Source organism: Chryseobacterium sp. JJR-5R (assembly GCF_034047335.1).
GTDB lineage: Bacteria > Bacteroidota > Bacteroidia > Flavobacteriales > Weeksellaceae > Chryseobacterium.
The window spans coordinates 2,903,732-2,920,529 of the sequence record NZ_CP139137.1 but is presented as its reverse complement, the minus strand read 5'-3'; the positions used below and the strand labels follow the sequence as shown (position 1 = coordinate 2,920,529).

The 16,798-nt window shown below is 43.5% G+C and carries 12 protein-coding genes; 5 read left to right on the top strand and 7 right to left on the bottom strand.

The features are described from left to right. Window positions 1-36 precede the first annotated feature (36 nt). On the bottom strand, window positions 37-591 hold the full coding sequence (locus SD427_RS12800) for an REP-associated tyrosine transposase (RefSeq protein ID WP_320558196.1): 555 nt from the start codon (window positions 589-591) through the stop codon (window positions 37-39). Window positions 592-1,139: 548 nt separating this feature from the next. On the opposite strand from SD427_RS12800, the gene SD427_RS12795 reads away from it, so the two are divergent. Continuing rightward, on the top strand, window positions 1,140-1,733 hold the full coding sequence (locus SD427_RS12795; RefSeq protein ID WP_320558195.1) for a dual specificity protein phosphatase family protein: 594 nt from the start codon (window positions 1,140-1,142) through the stop codon (window positions 1,731-1,733). A 123-nt stretch (window positions 1,734-1,856) separates the two neighbouring features. Here the strand turns inward: SD427_RS12795 and SD427_RS12790 are convergent, their stop codons facing one another. Beyond that, complete coding sequence (locus SD427_RS12790; RefSeq protein ID WP_320558194.1) at window positions 1,857-2,885, bottom strand: LacI family DNA-binding transcriptional regulator; 1,029 nt, start codon at window positions 2,883-2,885, stop codon at window positions 1,857-1,859. A 267-nt stretch (window positions 2,886-3,152) separates the two neighbouring features. Beyond that, entirely contained in the window at window positions 3,153-4,124 is a 972-nt protein-coding gene (locus tag SD427_RS12785; RefSeq protein ID WP_320558193.1) for a LacI family DNA-binding transcriptional regulator, read from the bottom strand. 242 nt (window positions 4,125-4,366) lie between these two features. Between SD427_RS12785 and SD427_RS12780 the strand changes: the two genes are divergently transcribed. From SD427_RS12780 to SD427_RS12765, 4 genes are all read left to right on the top strand, one after another. Then, on the top strand, window positions 4,367-6,781 hold the full coding sequence (locus SD427_RS12780; protein WP_320558192.1) for a TonB-dependent receptor: 2,415 nt from the start codon (window positions 4,367-4,369) through the stop codon (window positions 6,779-6,781). Window positions 6,782-6,884: 103 nt separating this feature from the next. Then, window positions 6,885-8,006, top strand: coding sequence for an amylo-alpha-1,6-glucosidase (locus SD427_RS12775; protein ID WP_320558191.1), 1,122 nt, complete (start codon window positions 6,885-6,887; stop codon window positions 8,004-8,006). 51 nt (window positions 8,007-8,057) lie between these two features. Further along, entirely contained in the window at window positions 8,058-8,696 is a 639-nt protein-coding gene (locus SD427_RS12770) for a hypothetical protein (RefSeq protein ID WP_320558190.1), read from the top strand. Window positions 8,697-8,699: 3 nt separating this feature from the next. Further along, complete coding sequence (locus SD427_RS12765; RefSeq protein WP_320558189.1) at window positions 8,700-10,106, top strand: MFS transporter; 1,407 nt, start codon at window positions 8,700-8,702, stop codon at window positions 10,104-10,106. A gap of 385 nt (window positions 10,107-10,491) precedes the next feature. On the opposite strand, the gene SD427_RS12760 is transcribed toward SD427_RS12765, so the two are convergent. Genes SD427_RS12760 through SD427_RS12745 form a run of 4 tightly spaced genes read right to left on the bottom strand, consistent with a single transcriptional unit; the run spans window position 10,492 to window position 16,792 of the window. Continuing rightward, window positions 10,492-11,271, bottom strand: a complete 780-nt coding sequence (locus SD427_RS12760; RefSeq protein ID WP_320558188.1) for an SDR family oxidoreductase — start codon at window positions 11,269-11,271, stop codon at window positions 10,492-10,494. 27 nt (window positions 11,272-11,298) lie between these two features. Beyond that, window positions 11,299-14,352: an efflux RND transporter permease subunit gene (locus SD427_RS12755; RefSeq protein WP_320558187.1), complete on the bottom strand. Its 3,054-nt coding sequence runs from the start codon at window positions 14,350-14,352 to the stop codon at window positions 11,299-11,301. 2 nt (window positions 14,353-14,354) lie between these two features. Continuing rightward, window positions 14,355-15,413, bottom strand: a complete 1,059-nt coding sequence (locus SD427_RS12750; protein WP_320558186.1) for an efflux RND transporter periplasmic adaptor subunit — start codon at window positions 15,411-15,413, stop codon at window positions 14,355-14,357. 8 nt (window positions 15,414-15,421) lie between these two features. Beyond that, window positions 15,422-16,792, bottom strand: coding sequence for a TolC family protein (locus SD427_RS12745; RefSeq protein ID WP_320558185.1), 1,371 nt, complete (start codon window positions 16,790-16,792; stop codon window positions 15,422-15,424). Between the last annotated feature and the right edge of the window lie 6 nt (window positions 16,793-16,798).

Genomic DNA, 16,798 nt, shown 5'->3' with positions numbered 1-16,798 from the left:
TACCGATGGCGCGGATTTGCAATCCGTGACGAGAAATCACCCCATAAAAACAACAAATACATCCAAAGCACTATCTAATTCTGCATAATTTCTGGCACTGCTGAAATAGTAATGCTCAGGCTCTGCCACTATTTTCTGTTTGACGGGATTTTGATGAATATAATTTATCTTTTGCTTAATCCATTTGTTTGAAAAAACTTCTTCCGCGTGATAACCATCTTGCCATACTTTAAAATTTTGACCTCTGGAAAGATGTTCACAGGTCTTTTTAAAATAATCCAGCATCCATTCCTTTCGGCTTTCAGGTTCAGATTGTATGGTTTCAATAATTTTTTTTGAAGTAAATTTTTTAAAATCCCTCATGATTTCAAATAAAGTGTATTTGCTGTCTGCACGACAAAATAAATGAAGATGGTTTGACATTAAACAGTAAGCAAAAATGGAAAGACCTTTTTGATTTTGACAATATTTCAAAGAATCTATAATGATCATTTTTTGTGATAATCTTGTAAATACATCAACCCATCCTACAGTTGTGATGGTAATAAAGTAAGCTTGATCGATATCTAAAGCTTTGTATTTTGTAGACATCTGTGTTTTTATTTAAAAGTACAAAAATTTCATAGTTGAATTATCAGATGATGCAGATGTGTAGCCATATTTTGCATGATAAAGTCACGGATTTCAAATCCGCGACATCGGTTTTGTCAAGGTCATTGTTGATAATGTTTTGTTGAGAATGCTTACCGGATGCAAATTAAATTAAAAGGTATAAAAATGCCCCGTATGATGAAATCCGTAATGGAAACTCTGATGAAACCTTACAGGTTTTGAAAACCTGCAAGGTTTGGTTGCATATACTCCGGACGGTATGTAATATTGAGAGTACATTATATAAGAGCGCAATGTTTTAAACTACTCCGTCAAAAATTCTTTGGAATTTTCGCCACCCCTCCCTTGGAGGGGTGGATTTTTTCGGAGAAAAAAGACAGGGTGGTTTAAGAAGGTTAAAATTACAAACGCAAAATATAAACAAACAAAAATGACACGCATATTTTCATGAATCAATACAAAGCTTTATCAATATTCTAAAAAAGATTGTAGATTCGCAGCAATTAAAATGTAACCGTCAAAGCCTTATGAACCTGAGTTTCAAAAATAATATAACGAAAAAGATATTGATTTCATTAGCTGTTGTGGCAGCCCTGATTCTGGTATTTGTGTTGTATCAGAAAAAAATACGGTATAACCTGGTAACGATTTCGGAAAATAAAGTATATAACTCAGGAGCAGTTCCTCCGGAAAAATTAGCGGATGTCGTTAGTGAGTACAAGATAAAAACAATTATTGATCTGCGTGACGGCCTGGTGCAGACCGCCTTGAATCCAGAGACCAAAAAGCAGGTAAATGCCGAGCAATATGCGGCGGGTAAAATTGCCGGTGTGCATTATTTTAATCTGCCCACTGATCAGATCCCTGAAGACCGTACGGTTCAGGAATTTTTAAAGATTATGGATAATCCCGGAAATTATCCCTTTCTCATCCATTGTCACCATGGCGTAGGGCGTTCGCGCCTGTTCAGTTCCATCTACAGAATTGAATACGAAAATTTCACCAATGAGAACGCAAGAGCAAAGGCACGCCTGTTCTGGGAATTGGGAAGCAATTTTTCAAAAAGCTCTGAAAAAGGAATTTATCTGATGAACTACAAGAGGAGAGGATCGGGGAAATAAACGGCTAATTTCATCAGCAGGATAATTTAACATCCCCACTCAAATGTGCTCTGAAAGATAATTACAGTAAGGCAAAATGGGTGTGAATGGTTTGAACGTATCAGCAATTTATGCTGGCTGAAGCTATCTCCTTTTCGAAGACTTCCTCACGCAAAGCTGCGGTGCCAGAACCACTTTTTTTTCGATAGAAACTCCGGATCCATGTTCTTTTATGCTGTCAATAAAAACCTGGCCGGCCATTTTTCCCATGGTTACGGGCGTTTGGTCCACGGAACTCATGGCAAGCTCCATAAATTGGGTAAAAGGTTCATTGGAAAAACCGATGACGGCAACTTCTTCCGGAATTTTAATGTTGCGTTTTTTTAATTCCTGGCAGGCACCCAAAGCAGCAAAATCACTTGAAGAAAAAATGGCATCCGGAACAGACTTTTGAGCCCAGAGTGTTTTAATGGCTTCGATCCCGGCATCAATAGAACTTCCTGTTGAGATGATATTCTCTTCCTTTACAGGTAGCTGATGGTTGACCAGGGCCTGTTTATAGCCGTTCAGGCGGTTCTGGTAGATTTCAAGGTTCAGGTCACCGGAAAAATGACAGATGTTTTTATATCCCTCACTAATCAGGTGTTCGGTAGCCATGTACCCGCCGCGATAATCATCAATGGTCACTGTACTGATTCCTCCGATATCCCTTTTACGGTCGAAAAATATAATCGGCGTGTTTGTTGTGTCCAGAATACTCTGGATATGGTCCGTATCAACCGTTGTTTTGGAAACCGACATAAAAATCCCGTCTACCTGTGCATTAAGCAGCGTGTTTAAGTGCCTCTTCTCAATATTCACGTCTTCATGGCTCTGGCAGATGATCACATGATACCCGTGCGGAGAAAGCTCTTCCTCAATTCCCCGGATCACTGATGAGAAGAAATTGGTATTGATATAAGGCACGATGATGCCTACGTTTTTTGTTTCCCCGCTTTTCAGAGCCTTCGCAAGATTATTCTGCTTATAGTTCATTTCCTTGGCGGTTTTCTTCACCAGGTCTTTCGTGGCGTAGCTTATTCTAGGATGGTCGTTCAATGCTCTTGAAACAGTTGCCACACTTACGTTTAGCTTCTTTGAGATGTCATATATGGTGGCACTTTTTTTATTCATACACTTTTTTTGCAGAGGTCTTCCCGTATGCCGATCTGGCATACATTAGTGACGTAAATTTAATCAAAATTATATCCCGGAAAAGGAATTGTTATGTATTTTAAATAAGATTGTGGATGATGCCGGGTGCCATATGTTTAAAACCTTGATTTTCTTCTGTTTAAAATCATATTCCAGCTTCCGTAAGCATTTCCCGGAGCCCGGAAATGAGGGTTGCCCGGGTTTTCAGTATCGGATTCTTTTTCCCGCTAAGCTGATATAGACACATCAAAGGTAATAAACGGCATTTGAAGTTTCGGCCGCTGCAGGGCTTGCCTTCATGATGGAGCCCATTAATTTCGCAGCGGCAAAAATGCCCATTTCATATCCGTCATTTATCTGGTATTCATACGTTTCATCCAGGTATTTCGGAATCGTCCCCTCACTGATCGCAACTACCTTTTTGTTGGTATTGTTGAGGTTCCTTTTGATTAACGAACTGTGGAGCCCCATTAAAGTCTCGTCGCTCATCGCAAAAAAACCGTCAAAAGAATGCGTATCCAATAATACGTCCAGCTGCTCCTTAACAATATCTGCAGATTTGCAGAAGATCACCTCAACCTGAATATCCGGAAACGCCTTTATCTTTTCCAGAAATGCCTCTTTCCTGTGTTGGGTAATTTCCAGGCTTTCATTCCCGAAGATGGCCAGGACATTCCTGCAGCCGTAGCTGATTAATTTTTCAGCACACAGTTCAGCATTTTTCCTGTTGTCGAAGATCACGGATTCAAAGATGTTCTGAGGGACCGTTTTATCGAAAATAACCGCCGGAACTTCCATATCCTGCAGCTTTTTTAAATGTCCGCAGTCCTTTGTTTCTTTCGTCAGGGAAATTAAAATTCCGTCTACCCTCGAATTGATGCAGGTTTCCAGATGCTCCTTTTCCGTTTCATAAGAATCATTGGAAGATAAAAGGAAAAAATGATAGCCTTCTTTGTTAAGAACCGAAGAAATACCTCTGATGACCGATGGCAGGAAGAACATGGATATTTCCGGAACAATCAATCCGATGACCTTTGATGATTTTTTTCTGAAATTAATCGCAAAATCATTAGGCACGTAATTAAAGGTCTCAGCCACTTCCCGCACCTTGATTTTTACCGAACTGCTGATATCAGGATGGTCTTTTAGCGCTCTCGAAACCGTAGAAGTGCTTATATTGAGCATTTCAGCGAGGTCTTTTATGGTCGTTCTTTTCATTTTACGTTACAGGATCAAATATCCGGAGAAATTAAGAATAATTATCGATTCAAATTTTGTTAATATTTGTTAAATAAAATCGGTTAATTTGTTAAATAAAAGTTAATATTATAAAAAGTTATTCACCGCAAACGGTTGCGCAAACGGTTGATATTGTGATGCTGTTAACGTTCAGTTTAAAATCATCATTTGATACCCTAAAAAAAATACTTTTGAGACATAGCAAAAAACCAAAAGAAATTATGGAATCAAAAGTAATAAAGAAACTACTGATTTTCGGGACGATGAACATGGCGGCATTCATGTTTTCCCAGACTGTAAACGATACCTTATCTACCAGAAGCAAGACCATTGATGAAGTGGTGATTACAGGAAACTCCAACCCGAAAGCTTCAATCAAAACCAGTACTTCAATTTCAACTTTAAAACCGGCAGATATCATCAATGCGGCACCCAGAACCACGGCTGAAATTTTCAGGACGATCCCCGGGATCCGTGCCGAGTCTTCAGGCGGTGAAGGAAACTCCAATATTACGGTAAGGGGAGTCCCTGTTTCTGCGGGCGGCTCCAGGTATTTGCTGATCCAGGAAGACGGGCTTCCGGTAATGCAGTTCGGGGATATTGCCTTTGGCACTCAGGACCAGTTTACCCGGTTTGATTCCTTTGTCTCCCGCGTTGAAGCATTAAGAGGAGGCTCGGCATCGGTCTTTGCTTCCAATTCACCCGCAGGGATCATCAACTTTATTACGAAAACCGGTGAAAAGCAGGGAGGCAGCATTACCCAGCAGGCCGGCCTCAACTATAAAAACTTCAGGACCGATATAGATTACGGGACCCCTCTGGGAAAAGACTTTTTCATCGGCATCGGCGGTTTCTACAGAGGCGGTGACGGCCCGAGAAAAACAGGGTATACCTCCAACAACGGCGGACAGTTCCGTTTATCACTATTAAAGAAATTTGAAAAAGGAAGCATCCGCGTGTACGGTAAATACCTGGACGACCGTACAGCCGCTTATATGCCGATGCCGGTTGCCGTTTCAGGATCAGATTCTCATCCGGATTACAGCTCGCTCAGCAATTTCGACATCTTAACGGGTGCTTTGCAGTCTGCCAACTTTAAAAACGACCTTACGATCGGCGGAAACGGGCAGGTTCTGAAAAGCGATATCCGCGATGGTATGCATTCGGTCTCAAAAACGATAGGCATGGAATTTAATTATGACCTGGGTGCCGGCTGGAAAATCGATGCCAAGGCAAGATATGCGGCAAACGACGGACAGTTTCTCGCTCCGTTCCCGGCTTCGGTAGGCAGTAAATCTGAAATTCTTGAGTCTGTTGCAGGCTATGGAAGCGCAGTGTATGCAGGAACCGGTACCGCCGTAGACAGCAATGCCAAATACATGAAAACCGTGCTGTTCAATACCAAACTGAATAATCTCAACAATTTTTTCAGTGATGTGAATATCAGTAAGAAATGGGACAAAGTGAAGCTGAATACCGGAGTATACAACAGTTCACAGAATATCAATCTATCCTGGAACTGGAATACCTATCTGATGGAAGTATCCGATAACAACGCCCGTCTTGTGGATATTATAAGCAACACGGGAACTAAAATTACCGATAACGGACTTCTTCATTACGGCGTTCCTGATTTCGGAGGTGTAAACAGGAATTACGATACCAGATATTCGGTAATTGCTCCACACGCTCAGGTGGAAATCAACCCGGTTCAGAACCTGACGCTGGATTTAGGGGCAAGATATGATTTCGGGAATGTATCCGGAACCTTTGCAGGAACAAAAAACACGATGCGTGCCATTGATGTAAACCAGAACGGAACGTTTGAAACCCCGGAACTTGCTGTGGCTGTGGTGGACGGAACGGTTCCCGTTGATTATAAATACGGTATTTTCGGGTATTCGTTCGGGGCTAATTATGCGTTGAATTCCCGTAACGCCGTCTTTGCTAGGGTAAGCCAGGGCGGAAGCGCTTCTGCCGACAGGATCCTTTTTGCAGGCTACAATTACACCAATAATGATGACCCTGCTCTGGATGCCGTGAAAGTAAACAAGCTGAACCAGATCGAGGTCGGGTACAAATTAAGGGGAGCCAGTTATTTCCTGAATACGACGCTGTTCCAGGCGAGAACCATCGAAGCGAATTACGAAGCCACTACACAGCTGAGGACAGAAAATAAATATGAATCGTTCGGGGTTGAGTTCGACGGCTTTTATAAAATCAGTAAAAACTTTGACATCAAAGCAGGTCTGACTTATACGCATGCCGAAATTAAAAATGCCATTGACAAAACCATCATCGGGAATATGCCGAGGAGGACCCCGAAAGTAATGTATTCTTTCAACCCGAATGTAAATATTGAAAAACTGAGCTTCGGTTTCTTTGCCGTAGGATCTGCAAAAGCATATACCCAGGACAGCAATAAGCTGATCATGCCGGGTTATATTATGGTAAATCCATATATTTCATACAGGCTTTTAAGCAATTTGACGCTTAATGTAAATGCCAATAACGTATTCAATGCACTGGCCGTTACAGAAGCGGAAGAAAGCACTCTGCAGGGAACCAACGGGATCATCAGGGCAAGGGCACTTCCGGGAAGAACGATTGGTGCCAGCGTAAAATTTGATTTTTAACCGCATCCAGGTGTTGACAATTGATAAATAAGAATAATCTAAACAGGTTTTATGAAACGGGCAGTAGGGTCTGCTGTCAGTTTATGCACGCAAATTGAAAATTATGTTTACAAAAGAAGCCTTACAGGTAATAGAACAGTCCATTTCTGAACAGGGAATTCTGGCATCGTCCGAGAAAAAGGACAACTACGCAAGAGTATGGTCAAGGGATGCTATGATGACAGGAATTACGGGGATTCTGATTAAAAACCCGATGATTATTGACGGTCTGGAAAAATCAGTGAAAACCCTCGCAGACCATCAGGCAGAAAACGGACAGATTCCGTCCAATGTTTACGGAAATAAGGTAAGCTACGGCACGCTTGTCGGAAGAACGGATGCCACCATCTGGTGGATCATCGGTGCGTGTGAATATATAAAATATACCCAAGACCAGGAAGTAAAGCAAAGCTTAAAACCTAAGATAGACAAGGCATTTTCCTGTCTGAAAACCTGGGAATTCAACCAGAGAGGCCTTTTATACAGCCCGCTGGGCGGCAACTGGGCAGATGAATATGTAACTTCCGGCTATGTCCTGTATGATAATGTCCTGCGGTACTGGGCCTTGAAAAATGCTGCTGAGGTATACCGGGATGATGAACGGAATGCCCAGGCAGAACAGCTGAAACATTTAATTGAAATCAATTTCCGGAAAAATAATTCGGCTGACGCCAGATACCACGGGGCAGCCTATAAAAAGGCAGATGAGAAGCCGTATTTATGGGCATCGCTGAATGCCAACGGCTATGATGAACGTTTCGATCTTGCAGGAAATGCACTGGCCGTCTTTTTAGGTTTTGATCTCAATATGGAGGATTTCACACAGTTTTTGAAGATGCTGAATACTGAGTTTGGTCACTGGATGCTCCCGGTTTTTTACCCGGTTATTTTTCCGGATGATGCCGACTGGAATTTACTGGAAAACAATTACAGCTATGAATTCAAAAACAGGCCCTACCATTTCCATAACGGAGGTTCATGGCCCATCTATCTTGGCTGGCTCTGCCTGGGATTGAGAAAAAGGGGATATGACCAGATACCGGAAAAAATTCTGAGCCAGTATGAGCAGCTGCTTCAGGAGAAAAGCCCGAGTTTCAGGGAATATTATTCTACGGACCAGCTGCTGCCTTCAGGAACAGACCGGTTGTGCTTTTCGGCTTCCGGTTACCTTTTAATGAAGGCATAGCATAAGCGATGAATTTTAAACAAAAACTATTTATTTAAAACGGGTTTAACAATGATTGGAGATGTAATTAATTTAGAAAAAAGACATTTGGAGACGGCTGGAAATATTTATAAGATCATAAAGGAAAATTATAAAGCCGGGGAAAAATGGGCAGTTGGGATTGGCGGGGAAAGCGGCAGCGGAAAATCGGTAACGGCCTTTGCACTGCAGAAAGTTTTTGAAGAACAGGGCATCAGAAGCATGGTGCTTCAAATGGATGATTATTTCAGGCTTCCTCCGAAAAGCAACCACGAGAACCGGCAGAAAAGTTTTGAAAATGTCGGCATGCATGAAGTTCATTTAGAAATCATTCAGGAGAATATACAACAGTTTAAGGAAGGAAAAATCTCTATTGAAAAACCTCTGGTTCATTATAAAGAAAATATGATTTCCCGGGAAGTCCTTGAGTTAAACGATATTCAGATGCTGATTATTGAAGGGACCTATATTTTGGGTCTTGATGATTTTGATTTCAGTATCTTCATAGACCGGACGTATAAAGATACGTATGAAAACCGGATGAAAAGAAACCGGGACGAACAGAGCGGTTTTGTGGAAAAAGTATTGGATATTGAGCACCATATTATCCGCCGCTTTAAAGAAAAGGCAGACTTAATCCTTGGAAAAAACTATCAGACTGTAAAACCGTAACCTATGAATAAAAAAATAATCCCCAGACTCAGCTTTTGGCAGATTTGGAACATGAATGTGGGGTTTTTCGGGATCCAGTACAGTTTCGGGCTTCAGCAGACCGCGGTTAATCCGCTGTATTCTTTCCTGGGTGCCCATGCAGACCAGCTGCCTATTCTCAATCTGGCCGGGCCGGTTACAGGTTTGCTGATCCAGCCGCTGATCGGGGCCATCAGTGATAAGACATGGAGTGTAAAGTGGGGACGCCGGAAACCGTTCTTTCTGCTCGGGGCCGTATTCTGCAGTTTGGCACTGTTTGTTTTCCCGTTCAGCTCTTCCATCTGGATGGCAGTCGGGCTTTTGTGGATTTTAGATGCTGCCAACAATACGGCAATGGAGCCTTACAGGGCCTTTATCGGGGACAAGCTTCCTGAAGAACAGCAGACTTACGGGTTCCAGATGCAGAGCCTTTTTGTGGGCGGCGGGATTACGCTGGCCAATCTCTCCCTGTTTATTTTCCAGAAATATTTCGGCGGAACGTCAGAATCGGGAGGTATTCCTGCGTGGGTTTACTATTCGTTCTTCTTAGGTTCCTTCTGCTCAATTGCCTCTGTGGCCTGGTCGGTTTACAAGACACCGGAAATTCCGCCAACGGAAGAAGAGCTCACCAGGCTGAAGGCTGAAAAGGAAAACGATACGTTTCTCACGCCGTTCGCAGATATTGCCGAAGCCATTATCAGGATGCCGAAAATACTCTGGCAGCTGGCGTTGGTCTATTTATTCCAGTGGTACGCGCTGTTCTGTTACTGGCAGTTCGTAACCCCGATGATCAGGCAGACGTTATACCATGTTTCTGAAAGTGATGAGGCAAAAGCCAAAAACATTCTTGAAATTTCAAAGGCGGGGTCAGGAAATCCGGCTGACCTGGAATGGGCAAGGAACATCCTCCGCCTGGTAGAAACTGCAGTAGGGCAGACGGGGCTGATGAACGGGTTCTATAATTTCATTACCATGGTTTCCGCCCTGCTCCTGATTCCGCTGGCACTGAAATATTCCACAAAAAATGTCTATGCCTTCTGTCTTCTGGCCACCGGCATGTCTTTGCTGATCCTGCCTTTTATCCAGAATGAATATCTGATCCTGCTGCCGATGGTACTTTTCGGAATCGGCTGGGCTGCGATGATGGGACTGCCTTATTCCATGGTATCTCCGTCAATACCCCCGCACAAGAGGGGCGTGTATATGGGCGTGATCAATATGATGATTGTGATTCCGATGCTGATTCAGACGGTTTCCTTTGGCTTTATCTATAACCATTTTCTGGACAATAATCCGGTAAATGCCATAATCCTGGCCGGAATCCTGTTTTTACTGGCCTCATGTTCTGTTGTTTTAATTAAAACCCGGAAAATGTCTGAGTTCAGCAGATAAAACGTATTCACCCTTAAGCTTAAAATTATTTCATCTTAAAAGTTTATATAAGAATCCATAAGTTTTGGAAATCAGTGATTTTTAACTAAAGTAAACTTAAAAACAGGAAGAATTGAACGAGTCTTAAGCAACTTAAGTTAAAGCGGCTCTTAATATAGGGTCAATCAAATGTCAATTTTTATGAGAACCAGTTGATTTTTAGTGTTGAAAGCTTATCTAAACTGTTCACATAGATTTTTAGAGAGTCAATGAATACGAATAAAATTCTGTATAATGGCCGCAACCTGTGAAAAATAAATTCAAACAGACGGGTTCTTAATCTTAAAACAGAAACTTTTATCAGAACAAAGTTCTGTTTTTAAGATAATTTTTACTGCAAATCCGCCTAACTTTTGGACTGGCCTGCCAGGTTTTTCTTGATTTTCATCATCATCTTATCCGTTACAAAACGCGGGATATTGGAATTAAGCCAGTTCTGAAATCCTGTCACTTTTTTGCTCTTGCCGGATAAAAGATGCCTGACTCCCAACTCGGCCACTACCTCGGGGTGCATAGGTTTGCTTTTGTACAGGTTGGTGGCCTTCATTTCTTCTGTTGTAAAACCGGTGTCGGTGGTTCCCGGATACAGTGAATTAACGGTAACGCCCGTTCCTTCAAGTTCCGCGGCAAGCGTTTCGCTGAATGCCATCACAAATGCTTTGGTTGCAGAATATACGGTATAGTAGGGGAACGGCAGAAATGAAAGCACTGATCCTATATTCATAATCCGGCCGGATTTCCGGCTTACCATATCCTGTGCAAAGAGCTTGGTCAGGGTTACAAGGCTGGAAATATTCAGCTGGATCATATTCAGCTCCTCTTCCAGGGAAGTTTCTGTAAACTGGCCGTAATTGCCTGTTCCTGCATTGTTAACGAAATGGGAAACCAAAAGGTTTTCTGTTTTAACCCTTTCGTACAGGTTTTTGGCTGCATTCACATCCGAGAGGTCGGCAATGAAATAATGCACCAGCACACCGTACTTATTTGATAAATCGCGTTGCATCTGCTGCAGTCTGCTTTCCGTACGGGCAACCAGGATGAGGTTGTAGGCTTTTTCTGCCAGTTGGCATGCCATTTCGTAACCAATTCCCGATGATGCCCCGGTAATTAAAACGTATTCTTTCATTTATAATTTTTTTTATTTGTTAACGGGTTAGATTTGATCTCCCAGCTGCGGCGGGATTAACTTGTACATTACCGGAGTAACGATCCTTGATAATATGGTAGAACTGATCAGCCCTCCGATCAGTACGATTGCCAGCGGTGCAATCAAAGGGTTAGGATTGAGGGCAATGGGCAGCAGTCCGCAGATAGCGGTAATTGAAGTCAGTACCACCGGAAGGAAACGTGTTTCCCCGGCAATATGGATGGCTTCATCAATGCTGTGGCCCTCCAGCCGGAGCTGATTCGTAAAATCAACAAGCAAAAGGGAATTTTTAACCTGGATCCCCGAAAGCCCGATGAAGCCGATGATGGATACCAGTGACATGGGGTTCCCTGTCAGCAGCAGCAGAATAACGCCGCCCAATATTCCCAGAGGGATGATGGACAAAACGATGATGATCCCTTTAAAAGTTTTAAACTGCAGCAACAGTACGGCGATGAAAAGGAAAGCACTTAAAATAATCACCGAGAGAAAGTTCCCTCCCAATGCGTCACCTTCAGATTCCGCTTCACCGGAGAGCTTGTAGGAATATCCGGCGGGCAGCTTCATTTTGTTCAGTTCGGGGACAATGTCTTTCAGGATATCGTTTGCCAGCACGCCGTCTTTGGTCAGCGAGGTTACTTTTGCAAAACGGGATTTATTGAAATGGTTGATCGCTGTGGGGGATTTCTCAAAACTGATCGAAGCAATCTGGTCGATCTGAACCGGAATGCCCTGGATATTGTTCACATACAGGTTTTTAAGTGCATCCAGGCTGGCGAATTTTTCTCTCGGAAGGGTAATGACCACATTTCTGGAATCTCCGCGGTCATCAATATAGTCTCCTACATTCAACCCTGCAACTGCCATGCGGATCACCCGGTCCACATCGCTGGTCATCACCCCTGATGTGCGCGCCTTTTCTTTATCAATCTTTATTTTAACATCAGATTTATAGGCATTCAGTTCATTATTGATATAAAATGTCCCGGGATGCTTTCTCAGCAGCTGTTCCACCTTAAATGAAATGGAACGCAACGTATCCTGGTTCTCTCCGAATACCCTCACCACGATATTGGCTTCAATCGGGGTTCCCTGTTCAAAATCTTTTATTTCCACCCTTGCATAAGGAAAGCTGCTGAACTTTGATCTGAGCTTTTTAATCAGTTCCGTCTTTGCTCCGGGACCGGCTTCATCTTCCAGCTGTACGAAGATCTGGGCAAAATCCGGTTTGATATCCTGCTGGTGCACATTGTAATAAATCTGGGGATTCCCCTTTCCTACATTTGAGGTATAATGAACGATTTCATCCTCTTTCTTAAGCTCTTTTTCTATCATTTTGGTCACCCGGTCGCTTTCAGGAATGTCTGCCTGAAGAGGCATTTTGATGTTGATAAGGAACATCGGTTTTTCTGAAGTGGGGAACAGCTTGAAACCCGCAAGAGGAAAAAGCATAAATGCGAGGATACTCAGTACAACGGATATTCCGATGGTTGCTTTCGGCCATTTCAGGGCCAGCGGCATGATGCGTTTGTAAGACAGGCTTAAAAACTTCTGTAAATTTTTAAGGAAAAAATTTCCTTCTGCATGGGTATGGGTCTTCAGTATTTTGCTTCCTAAAAACGGAACCATGGTCAGTGCCACGATCATCGATGCCAAAACACTGGTCATAACAGCCATGGGAAGGCTGCGGATAAACTCACCCGCAATATCCGGGAGAAATGCCAGCGGAAGAAATGCAATGACCAGGGTAGCCGTACATCCCACAACCGCAATACCGATCTGCTTTGTGCCTTTTAAAACAGCATCTTTCTGGGAGTGGCCTTCTCTCAGCCAGCGTTCTATATTTTCAACCACCACAATACTGTCATCCACCAGCAGTCCCAGTGCGACAACCAAACCGACAATACTCAGCTGATTGAGTGAATATCCCAACAGGTTCATGGTGATAAGCCCCAGGGCAAGGGAAAGCGGTATGGAAATCATTACAATAACAGAAGCCCGGAACCCCAGCGGCAGTAAGGTAATCACAACCAGGAGAATGGCCAGGACAAAATCAAACCCAAGATGACCCAGACGCTGGGATACCATATCCGCCTGGTCAAAATTCTTGACCATTTTTATATTTTCAGGCAATGTTTTGCCGAATGCTTCCACAACAGGCGTATATTCTTCCTGAACATTTGTGATATTCACATTGTCTTTCATAGCAGCGGTAACCAGGATGCAGCGGTTTCCGTTAAGGCGCGTAATGTGGTTCACCGTGCCGTCTTTATAGGTAACGCGGGCCACATCTTTCAGATAGATGATTTTTCCTCCGGCATTATAAATAACCGTGTTGGCTACATCTTCTACATTCTTGAATTTCCCGCTTGTCTTTACATTGAAAACTTTACTGTCCAGATTGATGCTGCCTCCGGGAATATCGGCTGCTTCACTCTGTATGCTTCCCATCACCAGGTTCAGCGGTATGTTCAGCCGGGCCAGTTTATCAAGCTGCAGGTCAATCCTTATTTCCTGTTCCGGGATCCCTGCATATTTTACTTCCCGGAGGTTGGTAATTTTTTCAAGCTGGGTTTTCAGCTCGTCCGCCCTGTCTCTCAATGTCTTTCCGGACGCGGTGTTTGACACTAAAGCAACCTGCAGTATTTTAACATCAGAAGATGATATTTTTTCGGTTTTGATGAGGTAAATGTCTTTTGGGAGCTCGCTGCCTTTAAGGGCATTGATCTCTGTGGATATTTCCTGGTATTTGTTGTCCACATCAACCCCGTACTTGAATTTGATCTGGATGGCGGCAACCCCGTCTTCAACAGTGGTAAGGATCTTATCAATATTTTCCAGGCCGTAAATTTTATTTTCAATAGGTTTTACCACCTGTTCTTCCATATCCTTAGGGCTGGTTCCGGGGTAAATTACCGTTACCAGGTACTGCGGGGGATGGGTGGTGGGATCTTCAGACCGCGGCATGGTAAAAAGGGTCAGAATACCGACTACTGCAACAAGCACAAATATGATCAGGGTAAACTGGTAATTCTTAACGGAGAAATTTGTAATCTTCATAATTACTTGATGATTTTGATAATGGATTGCTCGTTGAGGTAGGCACTGTTGGATACAACTATGGCATCAGTTCCGTAAGGTTTTTCTCTGAGGTATACCTTGGTATTGTCGAACTTCAGGATATTCACAGGTACTTTCTTTACCCTGTTTTTACCGTTCGGAACGAAAACAAACCCCTGATTACCGTCCGCTTCTACCAATGCATTGTAAGGGATGACGACGGATTTTCCTGATTGGTCTGTTTTTATTTCAGCTTTACCGAACATCCCCACGGCGGGAGCCACCCGGTCAAGCTTTAATTTCAGTTCTACCTGAAATGAACCGATTTCCCGGTCGGCGGACTGCAGTTTCCTGAAGACGGCTGCCTCGAATTTCCGGTCAGGGTAGCCGTCCAGGGTAACGCTTGCAGGCTGTCCTGTTTTAATGGCTGCCCACTCAAGGTCTGTTACGCCCACTTTCAGTAAATAGCTGTTGTTTTTCTGGGTGGAATTGGTAAGGAAAACAGGCATTCCGCCGCTTACAATCTCTCCTTCACTGACCAGCTTTTTAGAAACAAAACCGTCTGAAACCGCATAGATTTTAGCATACCGCTCATTGAATGCCGCAGCCTGTTTAGACTGCCGGGCAACTTCAAGTGCCGTTCTGGTGTTCTGCAGCTGTTCAAGAGAGAAAACGCTGTCTTTATAGAGGTTATTTGCCCGGTTGTAGTCACGCTGGGCTTTGGCCACGTTCAGGTCGGCCTGGGCAACGCCTGCTGCTATTTCCGTTGTGTTTAATGTGGCAAGCAGCTGCCCTTTCCGGAAAGACTGCCCTTCATCCACCCATATCCTGCTGATGACCCCACCGACCTTGAATGAATAATTGGCCTGATCTTCCGTGCTTACCAGCCCTGTAGCCAGTATGGAACCGGATACATCTTCAGAGGACAACGGCGAGATTTTTACGGATATAATATCCTGGCCTTGGCCTCTTTGCCTGTTTTTTTCAGGCTGCTTTTCACTGCAGGAAATAGTAAACAGAGCCAGGGATAGGGCTAGGGCAGTTGATTGTATTTTTTTCATAGTGATTATTATTGTTGTATTGTAAAGCTGGCATTGGCCCGTTCAATGGCTGTATAAGCGATCCACGTGTCAAATAATGCAATATTAGACTTCAGTTTTGCGTCGATCCACTGATTCTGAGCATCCAGAAGCTCAATGTAGATCGTCATTCCTTCTTTGTAAAGTTTAGACATATCATTGTAATAGGTCTGGCTTGTTTTCAGCTGAGACTGTGCGGCGGTATACTGGGCAACAGCGCTTTCCAGATTGGCCTGCCGCACTTTCAGCTCGGTTAAAAGCTGCTGCTGTACGTATGTGGTCTGGGATGAGATGGCCTGCTGTTCCGCAACGGCCTGCTTTATTTTGTAGGTATTCTTACCGAAAGCAAAAAGATTCCATTCCAGTGAAATGCCCAGCAAATAATACCTGGATTTCTGGTTGAACTTCCAGTCGAAAGCCTGCGAACCCAGATCAAGGCTTGCCCCGATCTTCGGGATGAAATAAGACTTGGCAAGGCCGGTCAGGTCATTACTGATGTCCCCGGATATCTGGAGTTTAGACAGTTCTTCACGGCTGCTGATATCTCCATTCAGCACCTTTGACTGTTCCGGTAAGGTGTCAATATCATCTGCCACTATGCTGTCTTTTAAAGGGCGGTTCAGGAGAAAGTTAAAATAATACTTTGCAGATTCTTCCGTTTTCTCAGAGGCGGTAATGGAGGCTCTGATCTTTGAAACTTCATTCTGGCTTCTGACTACGGCTGTCCGGTTGATTTTTCCATTCTCAAGCAGTTTCCTGTTCACCCTTTCCCCTTCATTAACCAGGGTAAGGTAAGACCGGTAAATCTTTGTGGCATTCGCGGCCTTCAGGTAATTGTAATAGGCCGTTTTTATTTCTTTCACCAGTTCCCGTTTATACAGCAGGATTTCCGTTTTCTGCAGGTCGATCTGTTTTGATCTGACCTTTCTGTTGTAGCCGAGCTCCGCATTCAAAATGGGCTGGGTGATGCGGAATTTGGCATCGTAGAAATTATCCGGGTTAAGCAGGATGCTCTGGTTCTGAAGCTGCGGAAATGAGCTGCTCCCGGTCAGCTGGTTTAAAGTGGAGTAGACGCCGTTCAGAAGATCGCCTGTAGGAAAATCTATGGTTCTCCCTCCGTCTGCTTTGGTGTACGTGGTGGAAAAAGAAACATTAGGCAGAAACATACTTTTGGCTTCACCCAGCGCATAGATATTTTTTTCAAGAATAAAAGACTGCTGCCTGATACTCTGGTTAGATCCGATACCTTCCTGTATATAGGAATCGAGCCTGTTTTGTGCCTTTAAAATTTTCGTAGGCAGATGCATTAAGACCAGCAGGCAGAAATACCGGAGCAGTCTTTTTTTAGATTTGTTAATCATTGTATT

Coding starts and splice junctions, on each gene's coding strand:
- SD427_RS12800 (WP_320558196.1), bottom strand. CDS start 591: ATGTCTACAAAATACAAAGCTTTAGATATCGATCAAGCTTACTTTATT.
- SD427_RS12795 (WP_320558195.1), top strand. CDS start 1,140: ATGAACCTGAGTTTCAAAAATAATATAACGAAAAAGATATTGATTTCA.
- SD427_RS12790 (WP_320558194.1), bottom strand. CDS start 2,885: ATGAATAAAAAAAGTGCCACCATATATGACATCTCAAAGAAGCTAAAC.
- SD427_RS12785 (WP_320558193.1), bottom strand. CDS start 4,124: ATGAAAAGAACGACCATAAAAGACCTCGCTGAAATGCTCAATATAAGC.
- SD427_RS12780 (WP_320558192.1), top strand. CDS start 4,367: ATGGAATCAAAAGTAATAAAGAAACTACTGATTTTCGGGACGATGAAC.
- SD427_RS12775 (WP_320558191.1), top strand. CDS start 6,885: ATGTTTACAAAAGAAGCCTTACAGGTAATAGAACAGTCCATTTCTGAA.
- SD427_RS12770 (WP_320558190.1), top strand. CDS start 8,058: ATGATTGGAGATGTAATTAATTTAGAAAAAAGACATTTGGAGACGGCT.
- SD427_RS12765 (WP_320558189.1), top strand. CDS start 8,700: ATGAATAAAAAAATAATCCCCAGACTCAGCTTTTGGCAGATTTGGAAC.
- SD427_RS12760 (WP_320558188.1), bottom strand. CDS start 11,271: ATGAAAGAATACGTTTTAATTACCGGGGCATCATCGGGAATTGGTTAC.
- SD427_RS12755 (WP_320558187.1), bottom strand. CDS start 14,352: ATGAAGATTACAAATTTCTCCGTTAAGAATTACCAGTTTACCCTGATC.
- SD427_RS12750 (WP_320558186.1), bottom strand. CDS start 15,413: ATGAAAAAAATACAATCAACTGCCCTAGCCCTATCCCTGGCTCTGTTT.
- SD427_RS12745 (WP_320558185.1), bottom strand. CDS start 16,792: ATGATTAACAAATCTAAAAAAAGACTGCTCCGGTATTTCTGCCTGCTG.